This is a genomic window from Serratia sp. FDAARGOS_506 (genome assembly GCF_003812745.1).
Lineage (GTDB): Bacteria > Pseudomonadota > Gammaproteobacteria > Enterobacterales > Enterobacteriaceae > Serratia.
The window spans coordinates 3,057,559-3,079,375 of the sequence record NZ_CP033831.1 but is presented as its reverse complement, the minus strand read 5'-3'; the positions used below and the strand labels follow the sequence as shown (position 1 = coordinate 3,079,375).

Sequence of the window (21,817 nt, the reverse complement as noted above, 5' to 3'; positions counted from 1 at the left end):
GGTGTTATCAATTGGCGTCAGCCGCCGGCTTGTTGCCGGCAAGAGGACGGCAAGGCAGCAACAACGTGTTCATCAACATTTCAGCCGGCAGCGGCGCCGGCAGCTGGATTTCACACTGCGCCGCGCCGTTCCAGTGCACGCTCATGCGCTCGCCGGGGTTGAGGCCGGACAGGTAAACGCTGCCGCCGTCATTGATGATGCCAGTCTCCTGTTTGCGGGCATTCAGCACCGTGGCGCCGAACGGCGGCTCGCTGCCATCCGCCAGCTTGACGATCGCCATCGCCTTCTCGCCGGCAATCACCTCAAACTTGCGGTAGCCGATGGCACCCTCGGTCAACGTGGCCTGCACCACCGAACGCGTCGCCTCGACGTTGTCACTCAGGCTGTTGAGATCGATACTGGCCTTGTTGCGGTAATAGCTGTTTACATCCGCCACCACCGCCTTGCCGTAACGGTTGGTCAGCACCGTACTGCCGTAGCCACGCACCGGCACACCGGCGACGCCTTCGGTATCGAGCAGCAAACGCGTACCGCCCGGTGTATTGACGCGGTGCAACACCGCCCCCTCCGCCGCCATCGTCAGGCCGCCCTGTGCGCCGATGCCGACGGCGCTGTAGCGGCCGGCCTGGTAGCTGGCGTTGGCGTTGATCTGCGCCATGTCACCCTGATGGCTGTAATAACCGCTGGCCGTCGCTCCGCTGCGTGCAGCGCCGGCGCTGATCTGATAGTTGTTGTGTTCATCGACCCGGTTGTAGTACCCGACTCGGTGAGCGTTCTCTTCGCGATCGAGCGTCATGTTGTAACTGAGCGTGCCTGCACTGCCCCAGGGCAGCGACAGCGACAGATACATCCCGTCGTCGTTGCGCTCGTTGTAACGGTTGCGATAGGCCGATAGCGATACGCTGACGTTCTTGAAATCGCCGATATCGAAGTAGCGCGATACCATCAGGTTGTAACGATCGTTCGGTGCCCGATCCCAGTAAGTTTGGTGGCTGTAGTTGAGGTAGGTGCTCAACCCCAGATCGCGGAACTGCTTGTTGAAGGTGATGGTGTACATCTCCTTGCTCTTGCCGCTGCGCCCCCCTTCATAACGCGCATCCAGGTAGTCCCCCATGCTCATGAAGTCCTCCTGGGAGAAGCGGTAACCGGCGAAGGTGACCTGGCTGTCGTATTCATCGAAGTTCTTCGAATAGCTCAGCCGGTACGAACCGCCGGTCAGAGTGCCATCCTGCGGCAAACGCGCACGCGACTGCGTGGCGTCGAACGACAGCGCCCCCAGCGCCATCAGATCGCGCCCGATCCCCAGCGACAGTGCGTTGTAATCGCCGCCGGCTATGCCCCCACCGTACAGCGACCAGCCGTTGCTGATCCCCCAGGAAAACTCGCCGGTACCGAACATCGGCCCGCGCAGATGGTGCCCCCACTCCGACGGCTTGCCCGTCGCCAGCTTGTAACGCACCGTACCCGGCCGCGTCAGATAAGGGATGTTGGCGGTGTTCATCTTGAACTCCTGCACGCTGCCGTCCTGCTCTTCGACGCGCACGTCCAATTCGCCGGAAACCGCATCGTTAATGTCCTGAATGCGGAACGGCCCCGCCGCCACCTGCGTTTCATACAGCACGCGCCCCTGCTGGCTGACCACCACCTTGGCGTTGGTTTTCGCCACGCCGGTCACTTCCGGCGCATAGCCGCGCAGGTTGGGCGGCAACATGCTGTCGTCGGATCGCAGACTGACGCCGGTAAAGCGCAGGCTGTCGAAAATGTCTGAGTTCAGGTAATCCTCCCCCATCGTCAGCCGCGAACGCAGCGCCGGGATCGCCCGATAGGCGTAATAGCGGCTCCAGTCGAACTGTTTGTCGGTCGGCTGAGAGGATCCGGTCTGGTGGTTGAGGTTGGCCTGCCAGTCGGCACGCAGACGCCAGGCACCCAGGTTGGCACCGCCGGTGCCGTTGCCGCTCAGGCTGTAGCTGCTGCCGCCTTTCTGGTGCTTTTGCGTTTGGGCGTTGACGTTATAGTCAAACAGCAACCCGGGAATACCGTCATCCCAGCGCGAAGGCGGATCCCAGTTTTCCGCGCTGTATTCCAGATAGGCCTGAGGAATATTGAGATACAGCGAGGAGCTGGCAAGATCGCCGCGCGCTTCCATCCCCGCCAGACTGGAGGCGTTAAGACAGCGGCCGCCGTGCGTCCAGTTCAGTGTGCTTAACAGTTTTTCTTTCAGCCCCAGTTGGCTGACCAATTCCGGCGAAAGGCAGGCTTCACTGCCTTTAGGATCGTTTTCGGGCGCCATAAACGTCACCGGTTGTTCCGGCAGATCGTTCTTATTAACGTGCACCACCATGGTATAAACGCCCGGCATGATGTAGCCGCTGCGCGTAAATTGGCTCAGATCGATATTTTTACGATCGTTGATGTCCAATACGTCAGTATTGAATTGAATAACGTCGGCGGCATAGACCAACGCGATTGGATTTCCCAGAGAAAGGGCAACGCAAAGCCCCAAGGCCTGAAGACGAAATAACTTCCCTGCCGGTGAAAGCATAATAAAGTCCTTTCAATAACGAATTAACCGTCAGTACGAGAAAAAATCAAAAATAATCCAGCTTAAAACGCACTGTGGAAAAATACGCTCCCACCTTCAACGGCTGGTGATTCGGCATCAACGTCATGGAATAATTCAGCACTCGGTTCCCCGGTATTATTCCCTCCATCGGCAAAGGTTTCCCTGGAATAACCGCCGTGCCGCTGCTGTCTTTTATCTCCAATGCGACGCCGCGCGCATCGCCCTGTACGCCAAACAGAGCGCCTTCCGCATAGCCATCAAACGTGACCTGAAAGAATTTCCAGTCGGGCTTGTTTTCCGGCCGTTCCAAAATGCAATTGACCAATTCGATACTGAAAGGTTTGGTCATCCCCTGGCCGTCACGAATGATCTGCCCGAGAGGAATAGTGTCCATATCGATCGTCTGATCGCGGCTGCCGGCGGCAATAGCGCAGGCAGTGTCGATAATGGCGCCGTGCATGTTGACTTTGCCCCACCCCTGCGCGGCGGAAGTTGCATAGCCGGGCGTAAACGCCAACGACGCCAAAAGAACGGCACCCGCTCGATTCCTTGGTAAAAACATCGCGACATTCCTTTGACAGGGAGATTCACCAGGCATGCGGCGAACCCCATGCCTGGTTGATTAAGCCTTCGGACTCACTTACTGATAAGCCAGGGTGAAATCGGCTACGGCAGTGAAATCGCCCGGAACGATGGCAGCGGAAGCGCCTTCACCCTGCAGGTAGGCGGCGAAATGCAGGGTGTTGTTGCCGGTGTTCAGGGTCTGCGCGGTAGTCGCTTCACCCAGTTTGATCGGCTGACCGTTGTAAGAGATGGCTACGCCGGCGCCGCTGGCAGTGCCCGCGATACCCAACAGATCCTTGTCGGTGGACGACGCTACGCCGCTGAAGGTGGTTTTAACGGTTTTCAGCGTGGTGATATCACACTGCTCCAGTTTGATTTCAAACGGACGCGGGTTGGATTTGCCGCCGTTTTTCAACGCCACGTTGGAAACCTGGCCCAGATCTACGGTCTGATCGATCGACTCAGGCGCAATAGAGCATGGCGCATCAATAATAGAGCCCGTGAAGGTGACCTTACCGTGTCCCTGATCGGCTGCCTGTGCAAAAGAACTTGCGCCAAATGCAATCACTGCAGCCATCATGATTTTGTTAAGTTTCATAGAACCTATATTCCTTATAAGAAAAAATGCATATTCCAATCAAGAAAAAGAGCAACAGTAAGCCTGCTCGCGCTTATATGTGCGCAGCCCTGATTCTTTAGCATCTTGCTGGTTGGTTAACTGCCAAAACCCAAAGGCACCGACAATAAATACGTCGCTAACGGTAAGTTTGTAGCGGCCCGCCCATTAATAAATTCGCCACGTAAAAATAAACGAAATCACAACAAGCAGCGGCCAATACTTTCCATCCCGCCCTTCCTGTTCGGCGATGAATATTCTGGCAAATGCCTCTCAGCAAAAAAAGGCTTTTTTTGATCAAGGTGAACATTCGCAATTTATTTCCTAATTGAAGTTAATTTACTGTTATTTTTAGGCTCATAGATCGTAAAAGATGCTTTTATAGAGCAATATCCTGTTTTTCTGAGATTCCCAAGTAATCAGATCGCAAAGTAGCGTTTTGTGAATATAATAAACCAAAATTTTAGGTTTCAGCATGACGCCCCCATACCTTGGCATAGGTAAAAACGGGGCGGGCAACGCCTTTTTTTCAATCCTGATAAATAGATAGGAATTTTCTTTGTTCGCGTTTTACCTCGTTGTTGGTAGGCGGCGAAAGTTTGTTTTTTCTTAGGAATACGGCAATCGGAATACAGAGGAAGTGCTATGGAAGCGTTATCTCCGAAACAAAAGGAAATACGGCAATTGCAGCACGATCTGCTGCAAACATTATTCACGCAGTCGCCCCGTCAATGCCCCGTTGCCGGGCTGCCGCCACAGCAGCAATGGCTATCGACGCGGCAACTGGCCAATGCCGTCAACGTCGGTGTTTACCGGGCCAGGCGGTTATTGCTGGAACTTGTCGCCCGACAAGAAGTGATTGTGACGGACGGCTCCATCAACAACTCGTTGAGGTGGTATCCCACCGCGTTGCTGAACGGTGGCGATAACAACGGCATATCCAACAAGGATGCACCTGGCTCTCCTTTAACGGAATAAATATGGCCAGCCGGCCTGATTGGCAATATTTCATTGCGGAGTAACGCCGCACACCATTTATATATATCGGGATATTATCGTGAGAAAAACAGCCCTGCTATTTTTACGTTGCTGCCTGGCATTATCTTTCTTCATGCTGTTTGGCAACGCCAACGCATTTACCTGCCGCACGTCCGATGGCGGACTGATTCCCCCCGGGGGCTCGGCCACGCCGGTTGACGTCCGGGTACGCATCGGGCCACAGCTTTCTTATGGCAAAAACGAAATCGTCAACGTCAGCCAAGTCACCTGTAAAAACGACGTCGCGAGCTGGTATGACTATCTCAAAACCGACAGTCCGGCACTGTCGATGAACAGTGCGATTTTTGGCGCCATCGGCAGCGGTACCACCATCAACGGCAGCGACTACAACTCACCGGTGCCATCCGGTATCAGCGTACTCAGTCTTACCAACCTGCAAACTCAGTCGGTCGCCATCCGGGTCTATATCGTGTTGAACCGTTTCCCAACGCCGGACATCAAGGTGAACAAGGGCGACGTCATCGGCCAAATCAACTTTATTCAGACCAACGATCAGCCGGGTTGCCCACAGTGCGGCGTTTATCGCTGGCGCCTGATCGCCGACAATGACGCTTACTTCGTCACCACCAGTTGCACCATCAACAACGGCCAGCAGATTAACGTCGACTTTGGTCAGATCCGTCAGGACTTTCTGACTCAAAGCGCCAGCGATGCCCAGATAAAACAGGACAAAGCGCTCAGCTACCAATGCGACGACCAGAGCGCAACGCAGGATATTCTGATCCGCATGGTCAGCGACGCCAGCGGCTTCTCCAGCGATTTTATCAAGACCAGCAACCCTAACGTCGGCGTGGCCATGGTGTACAACGGGGCGGTGGTCAAGCCCAACAATGCCTTCAGAACGCGCATCGTCAACGGCTTGGGTAACGATACCGTGACCTTTGTGCCGGTGAAGAACAATGTCCCTTATACCAGCATCGCCACCGGCCCACTGTCGGGTTCGGCCACGCTGATCTTCAGCGCACCTTGAGACAGGAGCCAGAATAGACATGACGAGAAAAACGCACTGCGCGCTGCTGTGGTCGCTGAGCCTGATTAGCGCCGCCGTTCAGGCCGTCGATCAGGGTACCAAGGTTAACATCACCGCCACCGTGGTAGCGCCTCCGCCTTGCGTGATCAACGACGGGCGCACCATCGATATCGACTTCGGCAAGGTCGGCATCAAGCGCATCGACGGCAGTCGCTATATGCAACGCATCGATTACAGCATCAAATGCGAGTTTCTGGATAACAACCGCCAACTGAAAATGAAGATCATGGGCAGCGCGGCAGCCTTCGACGGCAGCGTATTGAACAGCAGCGTCAATGGATTGGGCATCAAGCTGTTGGCCAACGGTAAGGCCTTCGCCATCAATACGCCGCTGAACATCGACTACGCCAACCCGCCGACGCTTGATGCGGTGCCGGTGAAAAACAGCACCGTCACCCTGGCGGAAGGCGATTTCACCAGCGGCGCCACCATGCTGGTGGACTACTTTTAATCACTGCGTCCCACAGATGCGCGAAAAAAAGCCGCAACGTCTCAGTTGCGGCTTAGTCGAGAATCGTGCGCCCGGGGCGCGCTTCTCACATCAGGGCATTCAACCGAAGATCCCGCCGAACCACTGGCTCAGCTTCATCATCACCATATCCCAGATGCGGCTGAAGAAATTGCCCTCTTTCACCTCTTGCATCACCACCAGCGGATGCTGTTCGATGGTTTTGCCGTCCAGTTGGAAATCGATGGTGCCGACTACCTGATTTTTCGCCAGCGGCGCTTCCAGCGTCGATTGGGTCAGCTTGTAGCTGGCCTTCAGATTTTTCATCTGCCCTTTCGGAATGGTCACCGAGGCATCTTTCGCTACGCCGAGCGGCACTTCGCTGACGTCGCCGAACCACACTTTTTGGGTGACAAACGGTTTATCGGCCTTGATCGGTGTCGCGGTTTCATAGAAGCGGAACCCCCAGGTCAGCAGCTTTTCGCTTTCGCTGAAGCGCACGCGATCGCTCGGCGCGCCCAGCACCACCGAGATCAGGCGCATCGGGCCGTCGGTGGCCGATGCCACCAGGTTATGGCCGGCGCCGCTGGTGTAACCGGTCTTGATGCCGTCGACGTTCAGATTGCTGCTCCACAGCAGGCGGTTGCGGTTTATCTGGCGGATCTTGTTAAAGGTGAACTCTTTTTCTTTATGCAGCGCGTATTCGTCCGGCACGTCGCGGATCAGCGCCTGGCTCAGCAGCGCCATGTCGCGCGCGGTGCTGTACTGCCCTTCCGCATCCAGACCGTGCACCGTCAGGAAGTGGGTATTCTGCAGGCCCAGGGATTTGGCGTAGTTGTTCATCAGGCCGACGAACGAATCCTGACTGCCCGCCACATAGTCGGCCAACGCGATGCTGGCGTCATTGCCCGACTGGATCACGATGCCCTTATTCAGCTCCAGTACCGGCACCTGATCGCCCGGCTTGATGAACATCAGCGAAGAACCGCGCAGCGCCGGGTTACCGGGTGCCCAGGCGTCTTTACCGACGGTGACCAGGTCTTCCGGCTTGATCTTGCCGGCCTTGATCGCCTGCCCGATCACGTAACTGGACATGATCTTGGTCAGGCTGGCGGGATCGAGGCGGGTGTCGGCATTGCCTTCGGTCAGCACCTTGCCGCTGTTGTAATCCATCAGAATGAAGGCCTTGGCGTCTACCTGCGGCGGCGCCGGCGGCTCAGCCGCATGCACGGCCGGTGCGGCCAGCAACAGGATGCCTACGCTGAAGGTCAGTTTTTTCAGGGAAGTGGATAAGTTTTTTTTCATCATGACGTCGCCAGAGTGTCCATTCAAACCATTGAAATAGCGTTAACTTTCAAACATGTTCACGTTTTAAGCCAACCAGCGAGAGTGGCCCGGTGCGCGCGCGTCGGCCGCAATCCCCCTGCGGCGCCCATAGCGGGTAGCGCAACGTACCGAAAATGCCCTTGCTGTGAGTTTATGTGATTTATCTTATTTTTGCAGGGTTTAGCGTGAATTTTCAGCATTTTTACATAACTGTACGCAGGCTCCCGTTTATCGTTCAAAAAAGCATCGCAAAGCGTACTTTTACACCCACCCACGGCTACACATCCAAGCATCTGCACCGCTAAACATCTGCGCATCCATACGTCTAAAAAAGATTAATATATTCCATAATGGCATATAGAGCCGTTATTTGTTCTTTTTAAAGCGCTTATCTTCAGCGCTATCATCCATATAACGACTTTTATACCGAATAATCCTGGAGATGAGTCATGGCGATCCCCCATTCCGTCATCGAGATGATTGGCAATACCCCGATGCTGGAACTGACCCGGTTCGATACCGGCCCATGCCGGCTGTTCGTCAAGCTGGAGAATCAAAACCCCGGCGGTTCGATCAAAGACCGCGTGGCGCTGTCGATGATCGAACAGGCCGAGCGCGACGGCAAGCTGCAGCCGGGCGGCACCATCATCGAAGCCACCGCCGGCAATACCGGCCTGGGATTGGCGCTGGTGGCGGCGCTGAAAGGTTATAAGCTGCTGCTGGTGGTACCGGACAAGATGAGCCGCGAGAAGATCTTCCACCTGCGCGCGCTCGGCGTGGAAGTGCTGCTGACCCGTTCGGACGTCGGCAAGGGGCATCCGGCTTACTATCAGGATTACGCCAAACGCCTGGCCGGGGAGATCCCTGGCGCCTTTTATATCGATCAGTTCAACAACCCGGCCAACCCGGCGGCCCATACCACCACCACCGCGCCCGAACTGTGGCGTCAGATGGAGCATGACGTTGACGCTATCGTGGTCGGCGTCGGCTCCGGCGGCACGCTGGGCGGGCTGAGCCGCTATTTCGCCGACGTTTCGCCGCAGACGGAATTCGTGCTAGCCGACCCTGCCGGTTCAATACTGGCGGACTATCTCGACAACGGCCACATCGGCGAAGCCGGCAGCTGGCTGGTGGAAGGCATCGGCGAGGACTTCGTCCCGCCGCTCAGCGACTTTAACCAGGTCCGCAACGCTTATCGCATCGCAGACGCAGAAGCCTTCACCACCGCGCGCGACCTGCTGCGCAAGGAAGGCGTGCTGGCCGGCTCGTCCACCGGCACCTTGCTGGCCGCCGCACTGCGTTACTGTCGCGCACAGACCGAACCCAAGCGAGTGGTGACCTTCGTCTGCGACAGCGGCAATAAATACCTGTCTAAAATGTATAACGACCACTGGATGCTGGAGCAGGGCCTGCTGAGCAAGCCACAGCACGGCGATCTGCGCGATCTGATCGCCTACCGCCACGACGAAGGCGCCGCCGTTTCCGCCGCGCCGGACGACACCTTGGCGATCGTACACGCCCGCATGCGACTGTACGACATCTCGCAGCTGCCGGTGCTGGAAGGCGATCGGGTGGTCGGCCTGATCGATGAGTGGGATCTGCTGAACGCCGTCCAGGCCGACGCCGCCCACTTCAGCCTGCCGGCCAGCAGCGCAATGACCAAGCGGGTCCATACGCTGCAAAAAGAAGCCGGCTACGCAGAATTGCAGGCCACCTTCAACCATGGCCATGTCGCAGTGGTGCTCGACGGCGAGCGCTTCCTCGGCCTGATTACCCGCACAGACGTGCTAAACGCCTGGCGCCAAAAATTACGTTAATAAGGACCCATTATGGCCAAGTTTGATACGTTGACCGTTCACGCCGGTTACACCCCGGACGCCACCGGCGCAGTGATGCCGGCAATTTACGCCACCTCCACCTACGCCCAACCGGCGCCGGGCGAGCATACCGGTTACGAATACTCCCGCAGCGCCAACCCGACGCGCACCGCGCTGGAAAGCGCCATCGCCGAACTGGAAGGCGGCAGTCGCGGCTACGCCTTCGCCTCCGGCCTGGCGGCCTGTTCCACGGTGCTGGAGCTGCTCGATAAGGACAGCCACCTGATCGCGGTGGACGACCTGTACGGCGGCACCTATCGCCTGCTGGAAAAGGTGCGCAGCCGCACCGCCGGCCTGCGCGTCACCTACGTGTCACCGGCGGATCTCGCCGGGCTGGAACAGGCGATCGAGCCGGATACCAAAATGATCTGGGTGGAAACCCCGACCAACCCATTGCTGAAACTGGCAGATCTGAGCGCCATCGCCGCGATCGCTAAAAAGCATCAGCTTATCAGCGTGGCGGACAATACCTTCGCTTCGCCGTATCTGCAGCGTCCACTGGATCTGGGTTTTGACGTGGTGGTGCACTCCGCCACCAAATACCTCAACGGCCACTCCGACGTGGTGGCCGGCGTCGCGGCGGTGGGGGATAACCCGGCGCTGGCTGAACAGCTCGGTTTCCTGCAAAACGCAGTCGGCGGCATTCTCGATCCGTTCAGCAGTTTCCTGACGCTGCGCGGCATCCGCACCCTGGCCCTGCGCATGCAGCGCCACAGCGACAGCGCGCTGCGCATCGCACAGTGGCTGGAGAGCCAGCCGCAGGTGGAAAACGTCTACTATCCCGGCCTGCCGAGCCACCCGCAGCACGCGCTGGCGGCACGCCAGATGACGCGCTTCGGCGGCATGATCGCGGTACGGCTGAAAGGCGACGACGCCTATGCACGCCGGGTCATCAAACGCTCGCGCCTGTTCACCCTGGCGGAAAGTTTGGGGGGTGTGGAAAGCCTGATCAGCCAGCCTTTCAGCATGACGCACGCCTCCATTCCGCTGGAACAGCGCCTGGCAACCGGCATCACGCCGCAGCTGGTGCGCCTGTCGGTGGGGATTGAGGATGTGGAAGATCTGATCGCCGATCTGCAACAGGCGCTGGCAGAATAATCGCCCGCATCAATCGCCATCAGCCCGGCCGGCGCGCCGGGCTTTTTTGTGCCTGATGTTCAGACGCCGGTGACGTCTCGATAAAAGCGCTGCGCCACATCAGGGTGGGAACGGATGCGGCCTTTCAGGTAGTTATACCCCACGTCGCGCAGCAGCGGGTTGAGCGGATCGCTCGCCGGGCCGCGCGCCTGCGCCGCCAGCTGCGGCGGCAGTCGATACAACGGCACCACCGCGTCCAATCGCGCCCCGAGGAAGAAAGCGATCGACAGCCTGTCGCGCCCCGCCGGCGGCGTTTCCACCCGATGCACCGTGGCGCGCAGGTAGCCATTGGTCGCCAGCTCCAGCAGCTCGCCGATGTTCACCACGAAGGTGTCTTCACGTGGCTCTGCGTCGATCCACCGCCCTTCGCTCACCTCCACCTGCAGCCCTTTTTGCTCGTCCTGCAGCAGGAAGCTGAGAAAACCGGAGTCCTTGTGCGCGCCGACGCCCTGTGCGCTGCCGGTAGTGTCCCGCCCCGGGTAGCGAATCAGTTTGATGTGTTCGTTGGGCTTATCGCCGTACAAGCGATCGAAAGCCTGCTCCGGCAGCGACAGTGCCAGAGCGAAAGCGCGCAGCAGCCGCAGCGACATGGCGGTCATCGCCTGCTGCCACTGCAGCAGCAGCGGTTTCAGCGTCGGCAACGCCGCCGGCCACTGGTTTGGCCCCTGCAGGCGCGCCCAGCGCGGGGTGTCGTCAGACAGCGTTAGCGCAGGGCGTTCGGCACCGATATCGAACTGCTCGCGCCAGTCCGGCTCGCCACGCGTCAGCTCCGCCGCCGCCCGGTTGTACCCGCGAAAGTGCGGCGAATGCACCATCTGCACCGCCAATTTGTCCGCTTCCGGCAGCGCGAAAAATTGCCGCGCCCCTTGCTGCAGCCGCGCATTCAGCGCGCCGTCCACGCCGTGCCCACGCAGATAGAAAAAGCCGACGTCGCAGGCCGCCGCGCGCAAATCGTCAAGAAAGGCGCGCCGCCGGCGCGCATCGCCGTCAAGCTGCGAAAGATCCAGCAGCGGCAGCGTCTTCAGCGTCGTCAGATGCGTCATCATGCGGTTCCTCTTCTTCCCCGATCACGATCGGGCTGCCGTACAGGCGAATAATCAACATTGTCTCTCCCCGGCGGGTGGCTGCGTTTGCCTCATAGTTATCACCGCGCTCGCCGGGGCGGCCAATATTGTTGCGTTCTAAGTTATGCAAACGTTCAACAAACTGTCGCAAAACCGTCATCAATGTTTCTTATGCTCTGCGCAATTTCGCCGACGCCGCTGGCTGGCGATGGGCGCTATCCGCTATCCTGTAAACGACCTCATACCCTGCCTGCCGGAGAAATACTGATGGATTTAGCCTTATTCGACCTGGATGAAACCCTGATTGACGATGACAGCGCCAGCCTGTGGATCCGCTGGCTGGTCGGCCAGGGCTTCGCGCCGGCGGAGCTGGAGCTGCAAGAGCAGCAGCTGATGCAGCTCTATTATCAGGGCAAGTTGTCGATGGAGGACTACATGCAGGCCACGCTGGCGCCGCTGACCGGCCTGAGCGTGCAAACCGTGGCCGGCTGGGTGCAACGCTACATTCGCCGCGATATCCTGCCGCGCGTCTACCCCGCCGCCCGTGAGCGCCTGCAGTGGCACCGCGAGCGCGGCGACTGCATCCTGGTGATCTCCGCCACCGGCGAACACCTGGTGACGCCGATCGCCGAACAGCTCGGCGCCGACGATGCGCTGGCGATCGGCGTGGAAATCAGCGACGGCCGCTTCACCGGCAACACCTACGGCACCATGACCTACCAACAGGGCAAAGTGATCCGGCTGCAACACTGGCTGGCGCAGCATCCGCACCTGAAATTCGAACACAGCCACGGCTACAGCGACTCCCTCAACGATAAGGCGATGCTGCAATTCGTCGACAGCGCTACGGTGATCAACCCCGACAGCGAACTGAGCGCGCTGGCGACGGCGCACGGCTGGGAAGTGTGCCGCTGGGAGCGCTGAGCGGCAGGCAAAAAGTGCCCTGCGATGTGACAAAAAGCGCGTTGTGGCGTAGGTATAGAGGGTCCTTAATCCACTAATGGAGTTGTGCAATGCTGACCATTTGGGGTCGTGAGAATTCGAACAACGTCAGGAAGGTGCTGTGGTGCGCCGCCGAACTGGGGCTGAGCTACACCCACATCAACGCCGGCGGCGCGTTCGGCAAGGTGAACGAAGAGAGTTATCGCGCGCTGAATCCAAACGGCCTGGTGCCGCTGCTGCAGGACGATGACTTCGTGCTGTGGGAGTCCAACACCATCGTGCGCTACCTGGCGGCGAAATTCGGCGACGCAACGTTCTATCCGCAAGATCTGCAGGCGCGCGCCGCCGCCGAGAAGTGGATGGATTGGACGACCTCAACCATCGTCCCGGCCTTCACCATCGTCTTTTGGGGCCTGGTGCGCACCGCGCCGGAGTTGCGCGACATGGCGAAAATCGAAGCGGCGATCGCCACGCTGGAAAAACACTTCGACGTCATTGAACAGACGCTGGCACGCCAGCCTTACCTCTCCGGCGATGCATTCGGCTTCGGCGATATTCCGCTCGGCAGCTTCGCCTACGCCTGGTTCGAGATGCCGATCGCCCGCCGTTCACGGCCGAACATGGAGCGCTGGTATCAGCAGCTGCGCGTTCGCCCGGCCTATCAGCGCGGCGTGATGAGCGAACTCACCTGATCGCTGCGGGGCGTTACGACGCCCCGACTTTCAGCAGCTTGCCGTCCCGCTCGTCCGTCAGCAAATACAAATAACCATCCGGCCCGCTGCGCACCTCGCGAATACGCTCGCCGCGGTCACCCAGCAGCCGCTCTTCCGCCACCACCTTGTCGCCTTCCAGCGTCAGGCGAATCAGCTCCTTTTGCGCCAGCGCGCCGATGAACAGCGAGTGCCGCCAGGCGGGGAAGCGCTGCCCGTCATAAAATGCCATGCCGCTCAGGCCGGGCGAAACCCGCCAATAGTGCAGCGGCTGTTCGGTGCCGGGCACCCGATCCCCCTTGGCCTCCGGGATCGGCTGGCCGGAATAATTGATGCCGTAGGTGGCCAGCGGCCAGCCGTAGTTTTTACCCGGCCGCGGGATGTTAAGCTCATCGCCGCCGCGCGGGCCGTGCTCATGTTCCCAGATCGCGCCGCTCCACGGGTTCAGCGCCAACCCCTGCGGATTGCGGTGGCCGTAAGACCAGATCTCCGGCCGTTTGCCGGCTTGGCCAACCCAGGGGTTGTCCGGCGGCACCGCGCCTTCGGCAGTCAGCCGCACCAGCTTGCCCTGCAGCTTATCGGTCTCCTGCGCCGTCGGCCGCTGGTTGTTTTCGCCCAACGCGATAAACAGGTAGCCCTGACGATCGAACGCCAGCTTGCCGCCGAAGTGATTGCCGACCGACAGCTTGGGCAGTTGGCGGAAGATCACCTTGAAGTTTTCCAGCCGTCCGCCGTCTTCGCTCAAACGGCCATAGCCGACCGCCGTGCCGGCTTTGCCGCCCTCGCCCGGTTCGGCGAAGCTGAGGTACACCCGGCGACTGGCGGCGAAGTCGGGCGCCGGCAACACCTCCAGCAGGCCACCCTGTCCCTGGGCATAAACCTGAGGCACGCCGGCGATCGGCGGCGACAGGCCTTTATCCTGCTGCCACAGCCGCAGCCGACCGGGCCGTTCGGTGATAAGCAAGCCTTGTTCCGCCGGCAAAAAGGCCAGCGACCACGGGTGTTCCAGGCCGTCCTGCAGTTGGCTGACCGTCGGCGCGGCGTGCAGCAGGCCGCTGCACAGCAGCAAACCGGCCAGCAAAGTCAATCGGGGCATGGCATCCTCCTGGGGGGAAATGACCCGTTTAGTGTAGCCCACTCAGCGGGCGCGGTCGTTTGCATTACATTTCAACAGGTTGCCTTTTGGCCGCAGTGTGCTTAAGTTAACGCATCACCCAGGAGGAATCATGGACATTACCGTTACCGACGCGATTGATGAACACACCCTCGATGCAATCAGGCAAGGCCTGCGCGCTTACAACCTGCCGCATATCGACGCCCGTCACCGCAAGCCGCTCAGCGTCTATGCGCGCGACGAGGCCGGCACGGTGATCGGCGGGCTGACCGCCGAAACCTGGGGCAACTGGCTGAGCGTCGAGTGGCTGTGGGTGGCGGACTCCCAGCGCGGCAGCGGCCTCGGCGGCCGGTTGATGCGTGCCGCCGAACACGAGGCGCAGGCGCGCGGCTGCCGCTACGCTCGCCTGGATACCTTCAGCTTCCAGGCGCGGCCGTTCTACGAAAAACTCGGCTATCAGCTGCAAATGACGCTGAAAGATTATCCGGTGGAACATGAGTGTTATTTTCTCACCAAAACTCTGACTGATTAATGGATGGACGGATGGACGGATGGACAGCAAAAGCATGGTGGTGAACTGTGTAGCGTACAAAGCCGGCCAACGGCTGGGCGAAGTGACCATCGACGATATCAGCGAGGTGGTCAAACAGCCGGACACCTTTGTCTGGCTGGGGCTTCGGCAGCCGGAGCCGGCGTTTATGCGCAAGGTGCAGGAGGAGTTCGGCCTGCACGATTTGGCGATCGAAGACGCGCTGTGCGCACACCAGCGGCCGAAGCTGGAAACCTACGGCGACTCGCTGTTCATCGTGGTGAAAACCGCGCAGTGGGGCGAGCACGACGAAATCGAATACGGTGAAACCCACTTCTTCGTCGGCAAAAACTTTCTGGTGACGGTGCGCCACGGCGCCTCGCCCAGCTACGCGCCGATCCGCGCCAAGGCGGAAGAGAACCGCAAGCAGATGTGCCGCGGGCCGGGCTTTGCCCTCTATTCGGTATTGGACTTTGTGGTGGACAACTACCGCAGCGTGGTGGCGCGTTTCGAGAGCACCATTGAGAACATCGAAGCCAACATGTTCCAATCGGAGTTCGATCAGGCGGCGATCGAGAACGTCTATACCCTGCGCCGTCATCTGCTGGCGCTGCGCAACGCCGCGCTGCCGATGGATGAAATCTGCAACCAGCTGATCCGCCTGCACGAAGAGGTGATCCCGAAAGAGCTGCGCGCCTACGTGCGCGACGTGCAGGATCACGCGCATCAGGTGGTCAGCAATATCGACGACATGCGTGAAATGCTGACCAACGCCATGCACGTCAACCTGGCGCTGGTGACGGTCAAACAGAACGAAGTGGTGAAACGGCTGGCGGGCTGGGGCGCGATTTTGGCCATCCCGACGGTGGTCTTCAGCCTGTACGGCATGAACTTCGCCGACATGCCGGAGCTGAAGTTCCCGTGGGCCTATCACGCCACGCTGGGTGTGACCGCCGTCGGCTGCATTTTCCTGTATCAGAAGCTGAAGAAATCGGGCTGGCTGTAAACGCCAAAGCGATAGGTTACCCGCCGGTGAAAACCCGCTGCGGGGCAACCTGCCTCATCGCTTCAATACAGCATCGGCCGCCGATCGCGATGCACGTGATTGTGACGGCCGATGTGCTTGTCATCGGCCGCGCCGATATCCATCGATGCCAGCACCATGCCTTCGCCCGCCAGGCCCTGCGTCATTGGATAGCCGTCGGCATCGACGATCACCGAGCCGCCGATCCACGCAACGCCGCGCTCCGTTTCGCAACGGTCGCACACCGCGATGAACAGCCGATTGACGGCGGCGTTGGCCTGCGCCTTCACCATTTCCGCCGGTCGTTCCCCCTGCGGACGCGGCGCCAGCGGCCAGTTGACCGGCGCGCACAGCAGCTGAGCACCGGCCAGCGCCGGCAGCCGCACCCACTCCGGGAATTCGAGATCGTAGCAGATCATCACCGCCAACCGGCCGAAGCGGGTCTCGATGACCGGCGGCGGCCGATCGCCGGCGGTAAAGATGGTACTCTCTTCGTGCCACAGGTGCGCTTTGCGATAAATCGCCCTCACCCCCAGCGCATCGATCAATGCCGCGCTGTTGGCCACCTCGCCATCGGACAGGCGCTCGCAGAAACCAGCGACGATCGCCACATCCAACTCTCGCGCCAGGGCTCCCCACAGGCTGAGGCTAGGCCCGTCTTCGGCCTCAGCCAACGCCCGCGCCTCCGCCTTATCGCGCAGCACGTAGCCGCTGTTCACCAATTCCGGCAGTACGATGACGTTGGCGCCGCGCTGCGCCGCCTGGCGGATCGCCTGGGCAGACAGCGCCCGATTATGTTCCGCTTCCCCTACCCGCAGCGCTAACTGGCAGCATGCGACGCTGATCTTCCCCATGACTCATCCCTCACCGTTAAACCGACTGGGCGGCGATGCGCCCAGCTCCCCAGTAAATCAGTAAAGACGCCGTGTTAAAAGCCGGGATCGCGCCTTAACGTTCGGTTTGAGCCTGCAGCTGCACCGCCGGGCGACTCAACAGGCTGCCCAGCACGAAGGCGACGCCGCCCCCCAGCAGCCCGCCGTAGATTGGGCTGTTGGCATCAATGCCGTGCCAGACCATCAGCCCCACCACACACAGGCTGCCGGTCAGCATGCTGGCAATGGCGCCGGCGCTGGTAGCGCGCGGCCAGAAGATCGCCCCCACCAGCGGGATCAGCATGCCGCCCACCAGCAGGTTATAGGCCAGAGTCAACGCCGCCAGCACGTCGCGCACCACAAACGCCAGCCCCAGCATGACCGCACCCATGAAAAGCGTGGTGAAGCGTCCGGCGGCCAATCCGCCGGAAGGCTTACGGCGAATGGCCGGCAATACGTCCTCCAACGCGATGGTGGAAGAGGCCAGCAGGCAGGCGCTGGCGGTGGACATCAGCGCCGCCAACGCCGCGGCGGCCACCAGCCCGCTGACGCCGACCGGCAACACCGCCTGCGCAATGGCGGCAAAGGCACCGTCGGTGTTGCTGAGCGACGGAAGTACGATCTTGCCGGCCATACCGATCAACGCGCCGGTCACGCCGTACAGCACGCAATAGACGCCCACACCCAGCCCGGCGAAGCGTGCCACGTTGGCGCTGCGGGCGGTGAACACCCGCTGCCAGATGTCCTGGCCGATCAAAATGCCGAAGAAGTAGATCAGGAAGAACACCAAAATGGTGTCCAACCCGATCGACGACAGCCGGTAGTAACCGGCGGGCAGTAAGCTGGTGAACGCCTCCCAGCCGCCGGCCTTGACGATGCTCATCGGCATCAGCACCAGCATCATGCCGACGGTCATGATGATGAACTGAATGATGTCGGTCAGCGTCAGCGACCACATGCCTCCCAGCGTCGAATACAGCACCACCAGCCCGCCGCCGAGCAGAATAGACGCGCTGAACGACAGGCCGAACATCACCTGCATCACGCTGCCGATGGCGATGATCGAGGTCACCGCCACCATCAGATCATACGCCAGCATGATCGCGCCGCTGGTGACCCGCGCCGCAGGGTGATAGCGCCGCGACAGCACCTGGCTGACGGTATAGAGCTTCAGCTTGAGCAGCGGCTTGGCCAGCACCAGGCTCAGCACTACAATGCCCAGTCCAAGCGCGCCGCACAGCCAGACGCCGGAGATGCCGTAGGTGTAGCCGAGTTTGACGCTGCCGATGGTCGACGCGCCGCCGAGCACCACCGCCGACAGCGTGCCCAGATACAGCCCCGGCCCCAGATTGCGCCCGGCGACCAGATACGCCTCTTTGGAATTGGCGCGACGAATGCCCATCCACCCCACCGCGCCTATCACCAGAAAGTAAAACACCACGACCAGCAGATCGAGATTCATGGCTACCTCCACTCCGTTGTTATTGTTATCAGGGGCCCCGACGCAACCGCTCCGCCGGTAGGGTCAGCGCACCGGCCTCAGCGGACCGGCAGCACGCACAACATTTCAAACAGCAGGTTGGCGGCCAGCAGCGCGGTGTTGCCGGAGCGATCGTAAGGCGGCGACACCTCCACCACGTCGCCGCCCACCAGCTTCAGCCCGTGGCAGCCGCGCACGATCTCCAGCCCCTGCCAGACCGACAGTCCGCCGACCTCCGGCGTGCCGGTGCCCGGCGCAAAGGCCGGATCCAGCCCGTCGATATCGAAGCTGAGGTAAACCGGCGCATTGCCCATCTGTTCGCGGATCTCTGCCATCAGCGGCGTCAGCGACTGGTGCCAGCAGGCCTCGGCCGGCACCACGCGGAAGCCCTGGCGGCGCGACCAGTCGAAGTCATCCGCCGCATAACCGCTGCCGCGCAGGCCAATCTGCACCACCTTTTCCGGCGCCAGCAGCCCCTCCTCGAACGCGCGGCGGAAGGTGGTGCCGTGCGCCAGCTGTTCGCCGAACATCTCCTCATTGGTGTCGGAATGCGCATCGACGTGGATCAGCCCGACCGGGCCATGCCGACGGGCGACGGCGCGCAGCACCGGCAGCGTCAGCGTGTGGTCGCCGCCGAGCGTCAACGGCATGCAGCCGTGCGCCAGGATCTCGTGGTAAGCCGCCTCGATGCGCTGCACGCTGTCCGCCAGGCTGTAAGGGTTGATGGCGACATCCCCCAGATCGGCCACCTGCAGCCGTTCGAACGGGGCGGAGCCGGTGCCCATGTTGTAAGGGCGGATCATCACCGACTCCTGGCGGATCTGGCGCGGGCCATAGCGGGTGCCGCTGCGGTTGGAGGTGCCGATATCCAGCGGAATGCCGACAAAGGCGGCATCCAGACCGCGTGCCTGTTCGGCGGCTGGCAGGCGCATCATGGTGGGGAGGCCGGCAAAGCGCGGCATGTCGTTGCCGCTTTGGGGTTGGTTCAGCATGGCGTTTCCTTGTCTTGATCTGCGATGAATTGAAACATTTGAGCAACATTCGCAGACTACCCCGTTGGCTACCTCGGCTACCATTCCCGCTTTTACATGTAAACATCGGAAAACGCGATGTAACTAACCCATTGAAGTATTGATTTTTATTTCAATTTCATGCCATAAGGAAGGCCATATTTTCAGCGCGGCACCTATTTCTTCGATGTTAAAAATGGGTTAACCGGCCGACGTTTTGCGGAGGGGGAGATGCTCACCAACCTAAGCGATATCGATCTGAAACTGCTGCGGGTGTTCGTCGCGGTGGCGGAAGCCCAGGGCGTCAGCGCCGCGCAGGAAGCGCTGCTGATGAACCAATCCACCATCAGCACCCACTTGGCCTCGCTGGAAACCCGGCTGGGTTTTCGTCTGTGTCAACGCGGCCGATCCGGTTTCCGGCTGACGCCCAAGGGCGAACGCATGCTGATCGCCTGCCGCTCGCTGTTCAACGCCGCCCGCGACTTCACCCGGGTCAGCCAATCGCTGAACGGCCTGCTGACCGGCGATCTGCAGATCGGTCTGGTGGATAATCTGGTTTCGCTGCCGGGCAACCCGTTCAGCCAGGCCATCAAACACTTCCAGCGCCGACATCAGGATGTGCAATTGCAGTGCCGCATCTGTTCGCCGAACGAGATTGAGCAAGGGCTGCTGCACCGGCAGCTCGATCTGGGCATCGGTTACTTCGGCCAACAGCTGGAGGCGTTGCGCTATCAACCGTGGCTGGAGGAGACGCAGGCGATCTACTGCAGCGCGGATCACCCGCTGTTCGCGGTGGAGGCCCCCGATCGCGAGCAGATTGAAAACGCACGCTGGGTCAAGCGCGGCTACCTGCTGGCGCAGCAGCTGTGCCCGATCGCGCCGCCTCACCTGGCTGCGGTGGCCCACCATATGGAAAGCGTCGCCCATCTGGTGCTGAGCGGCTCCTGTCTTGGCTATCTGCCCACCCACTACGCGGCGCGCTGGGTGGAACAGGGGCTGCTGCGGCAGCTGGGCGGCGCGGCGCTCTCTTACCGCGCCACGCTCAGCCTGGTCAGCCGCCCTGTCCAGCCCGACGAGGCGTTGAACGCGCTGCTGGAAGATTTGGCGCGCGCCGCACGCCAATCGCCTCATCGCTGAGAGGCCAGCGCCCGATTCATGGCAAACAACGTGCCGGTTAAAGACAGGATGAGGAGCCCGATGATGGCCCAGGCAAAAGAGGTCACCCCGCCCTTGTCGAGCAGCATACCGCCGATCGCGCCACCGGCGGCCACGGCGGTATTCCAGCCCGTCGTATACATGGACTGCGCAACGTCGGCCGCGCGTCCGGAAAGGCGTGACAATGCCGTCTGCGTGAGGGTGGCGAAACCGCCGAAAGCCGCGCCCCACAAGGCGACCGCGAGATAAACCATCGGGGCTATCCGTCCCCCACTCCCCAGCAGCACGGCGGCGAGGGCAAAGGTGACGATGCTCATTACCGTAAGAGATTGGACTCGTCGATCGACCAGCATCCCGGCGACGCCCAATCCGGCAATCGCGCCCAGCCCGAAGATAAACAGCACGATATCGACCCGCTCGGATAACCCCGACGGCTTGAGGAAAGGCTCCAGGTAGATATACAGAATGTTGTGGGCAACGATGAAGGTGAACACCACGAACAGCACGGCGCGGATCCCGCATTGCAAGAATACGCCGCTCAGAGACGGGCGATGGGCCTTAGCCTGGCCGGGGAAATCCGGCACGATGGCGATGATCCACACCACGAGCATCAGCGCCATCACCGTCATCAGACCAAAGGCGCCCTGCCAGCCGATGGCTCGGCCAAGCAACGTGCCGAGCGGTACGCCAAGCACCAGCGCCAGGGTGGCACCGGCGCCGGAGATCGCAATAGCGCGGCCGCCAAGATGGGCCGGTGACATGCGCACGGCGTAACCGGCCAGCAAGGACCAAACGATGCCGCCGAAAACGCCGGCGAAGAAACGCGTCGCCAATGAGACGTGGTAATCATGCGACAGCGCCGTGACGAGGTTAACGATGGCAAAACCACCGATCGCGCTCAAGAGCAAGGGGCGGCGCCGCATGCCCTGCGTCAATGCAGTGAGCGGAATGGCGGCGACCAACGCCCCCACCGCATAGGCGGTGATGAACTGCCCCGCCAGACTTTCAGATACGTTCAAATCGCCCGCTATCGAAGAAAGCACGCCCGCGGGCATGATCTCGGTCAGCAGCGTGATGAAAGCGGCCATCGCCAATGCCAGCAGGCCCCCCAGCGGCAACCGCTCGCTGCTCCCGGCAGGCGCAGATATCGTCGTTTGATTCATCAATCACTCCCCATTCAAAGATCTTTCCGCCCATTGCGGATGACGTTTGCATCATGCTGCCCACTCGCCGATAAAAGAAAAACAGGCTAAAGTGAACAACACTCATGACATAAAGGTCATCAATAGAATGGAAG

Annotated in this window: 21 protein-coding genes; 10 read left to right on the top strand and 11 right to left on the bottom strand. The window is 60.4% G+C overall.

The genetic code is table 11. The features are described from left to right. Positions 1-7 precede the first annotated feature (7 nt). From EGY12_RS14940 to EGY12_RS14930, 3 genes are all read right to left on the bottom strand, one after another. The gene (locus tag EGY12_RS14940) at positions 8-2,542 is read right to left on the bottom strand and encodes an outer membrane usher protein (RefSeq protein WP_123894448.1); all 2,535 of its coding nucleotides are present in this window, start codon (positions 2,540-2,542) and stop codon (positions 8-10) included. Positions 2,543-2,588: 46 nt separating this feature from the next. Next, a complete protein-coding gene (locus EGY12_RS14935; protein ID WP_123894447.1) occupies positions 2,589-3,125 on the bottom strand; it encodes a fimbrial protein in 537 nt (178 codons plus the stop codon). A gap of 78 nt (positions 3,126-3,203) precedes the next feature. After that, complete coding sequence (locus EGY12_RS14930) at positions 3,204-3,725, bottom strand: fimbrial protein (RefSeq protein WP_025302212.1); 522 nt, start codon at positions 3,723-3,725, stop codon at positions 3,204-3,206. A 663-nt stretch (positions 3,726-4,388) separates the two neighbouring features. Here EGY12_RS14930 and EGY12_RS14925 point away from each other — a divergent pair. The 3 genes from EGY12_RS14925 to EGY12_RS14915 all read left to right on the top strand — a co-directional run bounded on the left by EGY12_RS14925 (position 4,389) and on the right by EGY12_RS14915 (position 6,283). Beyond that, positions 4,389-4,721, top strand: a complete 333-nt coding sequence (locus tag EGY12_RS14925) for a hypothetical protein (protein ID WP_123894446.1) — start codon at positions 4,389-4,391, stop codon at positions 4,719-4,721. A gap of 133 nt (positions 4,722-4,854) precedes the next feature. Further along, positions 4,855-5,772: a fimbrial protein gene (locus tag EGY12_RS14920; RefSeq protein WP_072269817.1), complete on the top strand. Its 918-nt coding sequence runs from the start codon at positions 4,855-4,857 to the stop codon at positions 5,770-5,772. 19 nt (positions 5,773-5,791) lie between these two features. After that, positions 5,792-6,283, top strand: coding sequence for a fimbrial protein (locus EGY12_RS14915; RefSeq protein ID WP_253722819.1), 492 nt, complete (start codon positions 5,792-5,794; stop codon positions 6,281-6,283). Positions 6,284-6,382: 99 nt separating this feature from the next. On the opposite strand, the gene EGY12_RS14910 is transcribed toward EGY12_RS14915, so the two are convergent. Next, entirely contained in the window at positions 6,383-7,588 is a 1,206-nt protein-coding gene (locus tag EGY12_RS14910) for a serine hydrolase (RefSeq protein WP_172962928.1), read from the bottom strand. A gap of 467 nt (positions 7,589-8,055) precedes the next feature. Between EGY12_RS14910 and EGY12_RS14905 the strand changes: the two genes are divergently transcribed. Together EGY12_RS14905 and EGY12_RS14900 are read left to right on the top strand one after the other, a co-directional pair. Continuing rightward, positions 8,056-9,423 carry a cystathionine beta-synthase gene (locus EGY12_RS14905; protein WP_123894443.1) on the top strand — a complete coding sequence of 456 codons (1,368 nt, stop codon included), beginning with the start codon at positions 8,056-8,058 and terminating at the stop codon, positions 9,421-9,423. Between the two features lie 12 nt (positions 9,424-9,435). Further along, positions 9,436-10,581 carry a PLP-dependent aspartate aminotransferase family protein gene (locus EGY12_RS14900; RefSeq protein WP_123894442.1) on the top strand — a complete coding sequence of 382 codons (1,146 nt, stop codon included), beginning with the start codon at positions 9,436-9,438 and terminating at the stop codon, positions 10,579-10,581. 59 nt (positions 10,582-10,640) lie between these two features. On the opposite strand, the gene EGY12_RS14895 is transcribed toward EGY12_RS14900, so the two are convergent. Continuing rightward, complete coding sequence (locus EGY12_RS14895) at positions 10,641-11,663, bottom strand: isopenicillin N synthase family oxygenase (protein WP_123895606.1); 1,023 nt, start codon at positions 11,661-11,663, stop codon at positions 10,641-10,643. After that, positions 11,608-11,844, bottom strand: a complete 237-nt coding sequence (locus tag EGY12_RS14890) for a hypothetical protein (protein ID WP_123894441.1) — start codon at positions 11,842-11,844, stop codon at positions 11,608-11,610. The genes EGY12_RS14895 and EGY12_RS14890 overlap by 56 nt, the downstream gene beginning before the upstream one ends. Before the next feature lie 107 nt (positions 11,845-11,951). On the opposite strand from EGY12_RS14890, the gene EGY12_RS14885 reads away from it, so the two are divergent. Both EGY12_RS14885 and EGY12_RS14880 read left to right on the top strand, forming a co-directional pair. Next, on the top strand, positions 11,952-12,608 hold the full coding sequence (locus EGY12_RS14885; protein ID WP_123894440.1) for an HAD family phosphatase: 657 nt from the start codon (positions 11,952-11,954) through the stop codon (positions 12,606-12,608). Between the two features lie 89 nt (positions 12,609-12,697). Continuing rightward, positions 12,698-13,318: a glutathione S-transferase family protein gene (locus tag EGY12_RS14880; RefSeq protein WP_123894439.1), complete on the top strand. Its 621-nt coding sequence runs from the start codon at positions 12,698-12,700 to the stop codon at positions 13,316-13,318. Positions 13,319-13,331: 13 nt separating this feature from the next. Here the strand turns inward: EGY12_RS14880 and EGY12_RS14875 are convergent, their stop codons facing one another. Then, positions 13,332-14,432 carry a PQQ-dependent sugar dehydrogenase gene (locus EGY12_RS14875; RefSeq protein WP_123894438.1) on the bottom strand — a complete coding sequence of 367 codons (1,101 nt, stop codon included), beginning with the start codon at positions 14,430-14,432 and terminating at the stop codon, positions 13,332-13,334. 130 nt (positions 14,433-14,562) lie between these two features. Between EGY12_RS14875 and EGY12_RS14870 the strand changes: the two genes are divergently transcribed. Next, positions 14,563-14,982, top strand: coding sequence for a GNAT family N-acetyltransferase (locus EGY12_RS14870; protein WP_123894437.1), 420 nt, complete (start codon positions 14,563-14,565; stop codon positions 14,980-14,982). A 19-nt stretch (positions 14,983-15,001) separates the two neighbouring features. Further along, positions 15,002-15,985 carry a magnesium and cobalt transport protein CorA gene (locus EGY12_RS14865; protein WP_055312326.1) on the top strand — a complete coding sequence of 328 codons (984 nt, stop codon included), beginning with the start codon at positions 15,002-15,004 and terminating at the stop codon, positions 15,983-15,985. 62 nt (positions 15,986-16,047) lie between these two features. Here the strand turns inward: EGY12_RS14865 and EGY12_RS14860 are convergent, their stop codons facing one another. The 3 genes from EGY12_RS14860 to speB form a co-directional block, all read right to left on the bottom strand. Then, complete coding sequence (locus EGY12_RS14860; protein WP_123894436.1) at positions 16,048-16,857, bottom strand: nitrilase-related carbon-nitrogen hydrolase; 810 nt, start codon at positions 16,855-16,857, stop codon at positions 16,048-16,050. Between the two features lie 94 nt (positions 16,858-16,951). Continuing rightward, complete coding sequence (locus EGY12_RS14855) at positions 16,952-18,337, bottom strand: sodium:solute symporter (RefSeq protein WP_123894435.1); 1,386 nt, start codon at positions 18,335-18,337, stop codon at positions 16,952-16,954. 77 nt (positions 18,338-18,414) lie between these two features. Next, on the bottom strand, positions 18,415-19,347 hold the full coding sequence (gene speB / locus EGY12_RS14850; RefSeq protein ID WP_123894434.1) for an agmatinase: 933 nt from the start codon (positions 19,345-19,347) through the stop codon (positions 18,415-18,417). A gap of 249 nt (positions 19,348-19,596) precedes the next feature. Between speB and EGY12_RS14845 the strand changes: the two genes are divergently transcribed. Beyond that, positions 19,597-20,502 carry a LysR family transcriptional regulator gene (locus tag EGY12_RS14845; protein ID WP_123894433.1) on the top strand — a complete coding sequence of 302 codons (906 nt, stop codon included), beginning with the start codon at positions 19,597-19,599 and terminating at the stop codon, positions 20,500-20,502. Here the strand turns inward: EGY12_RS14845 and EGY12_RS14840 are convergent. After that, complete coding sequence (locus EGY12_RS14840; RefSeq protein ID WP_123894432.1) at positions 20,493-21,683, bottom strand: MFS transporter; 1,191 nt, start codon at positions 21,681-21,683, stop codon at positions 20,493-20,495. The genes EGY12_RS14845 and EGY12_RS14840 overlap by 10 nt on opposite strands. Positions 21,684-21,817 lie beyond the last annotated feature (134 nt).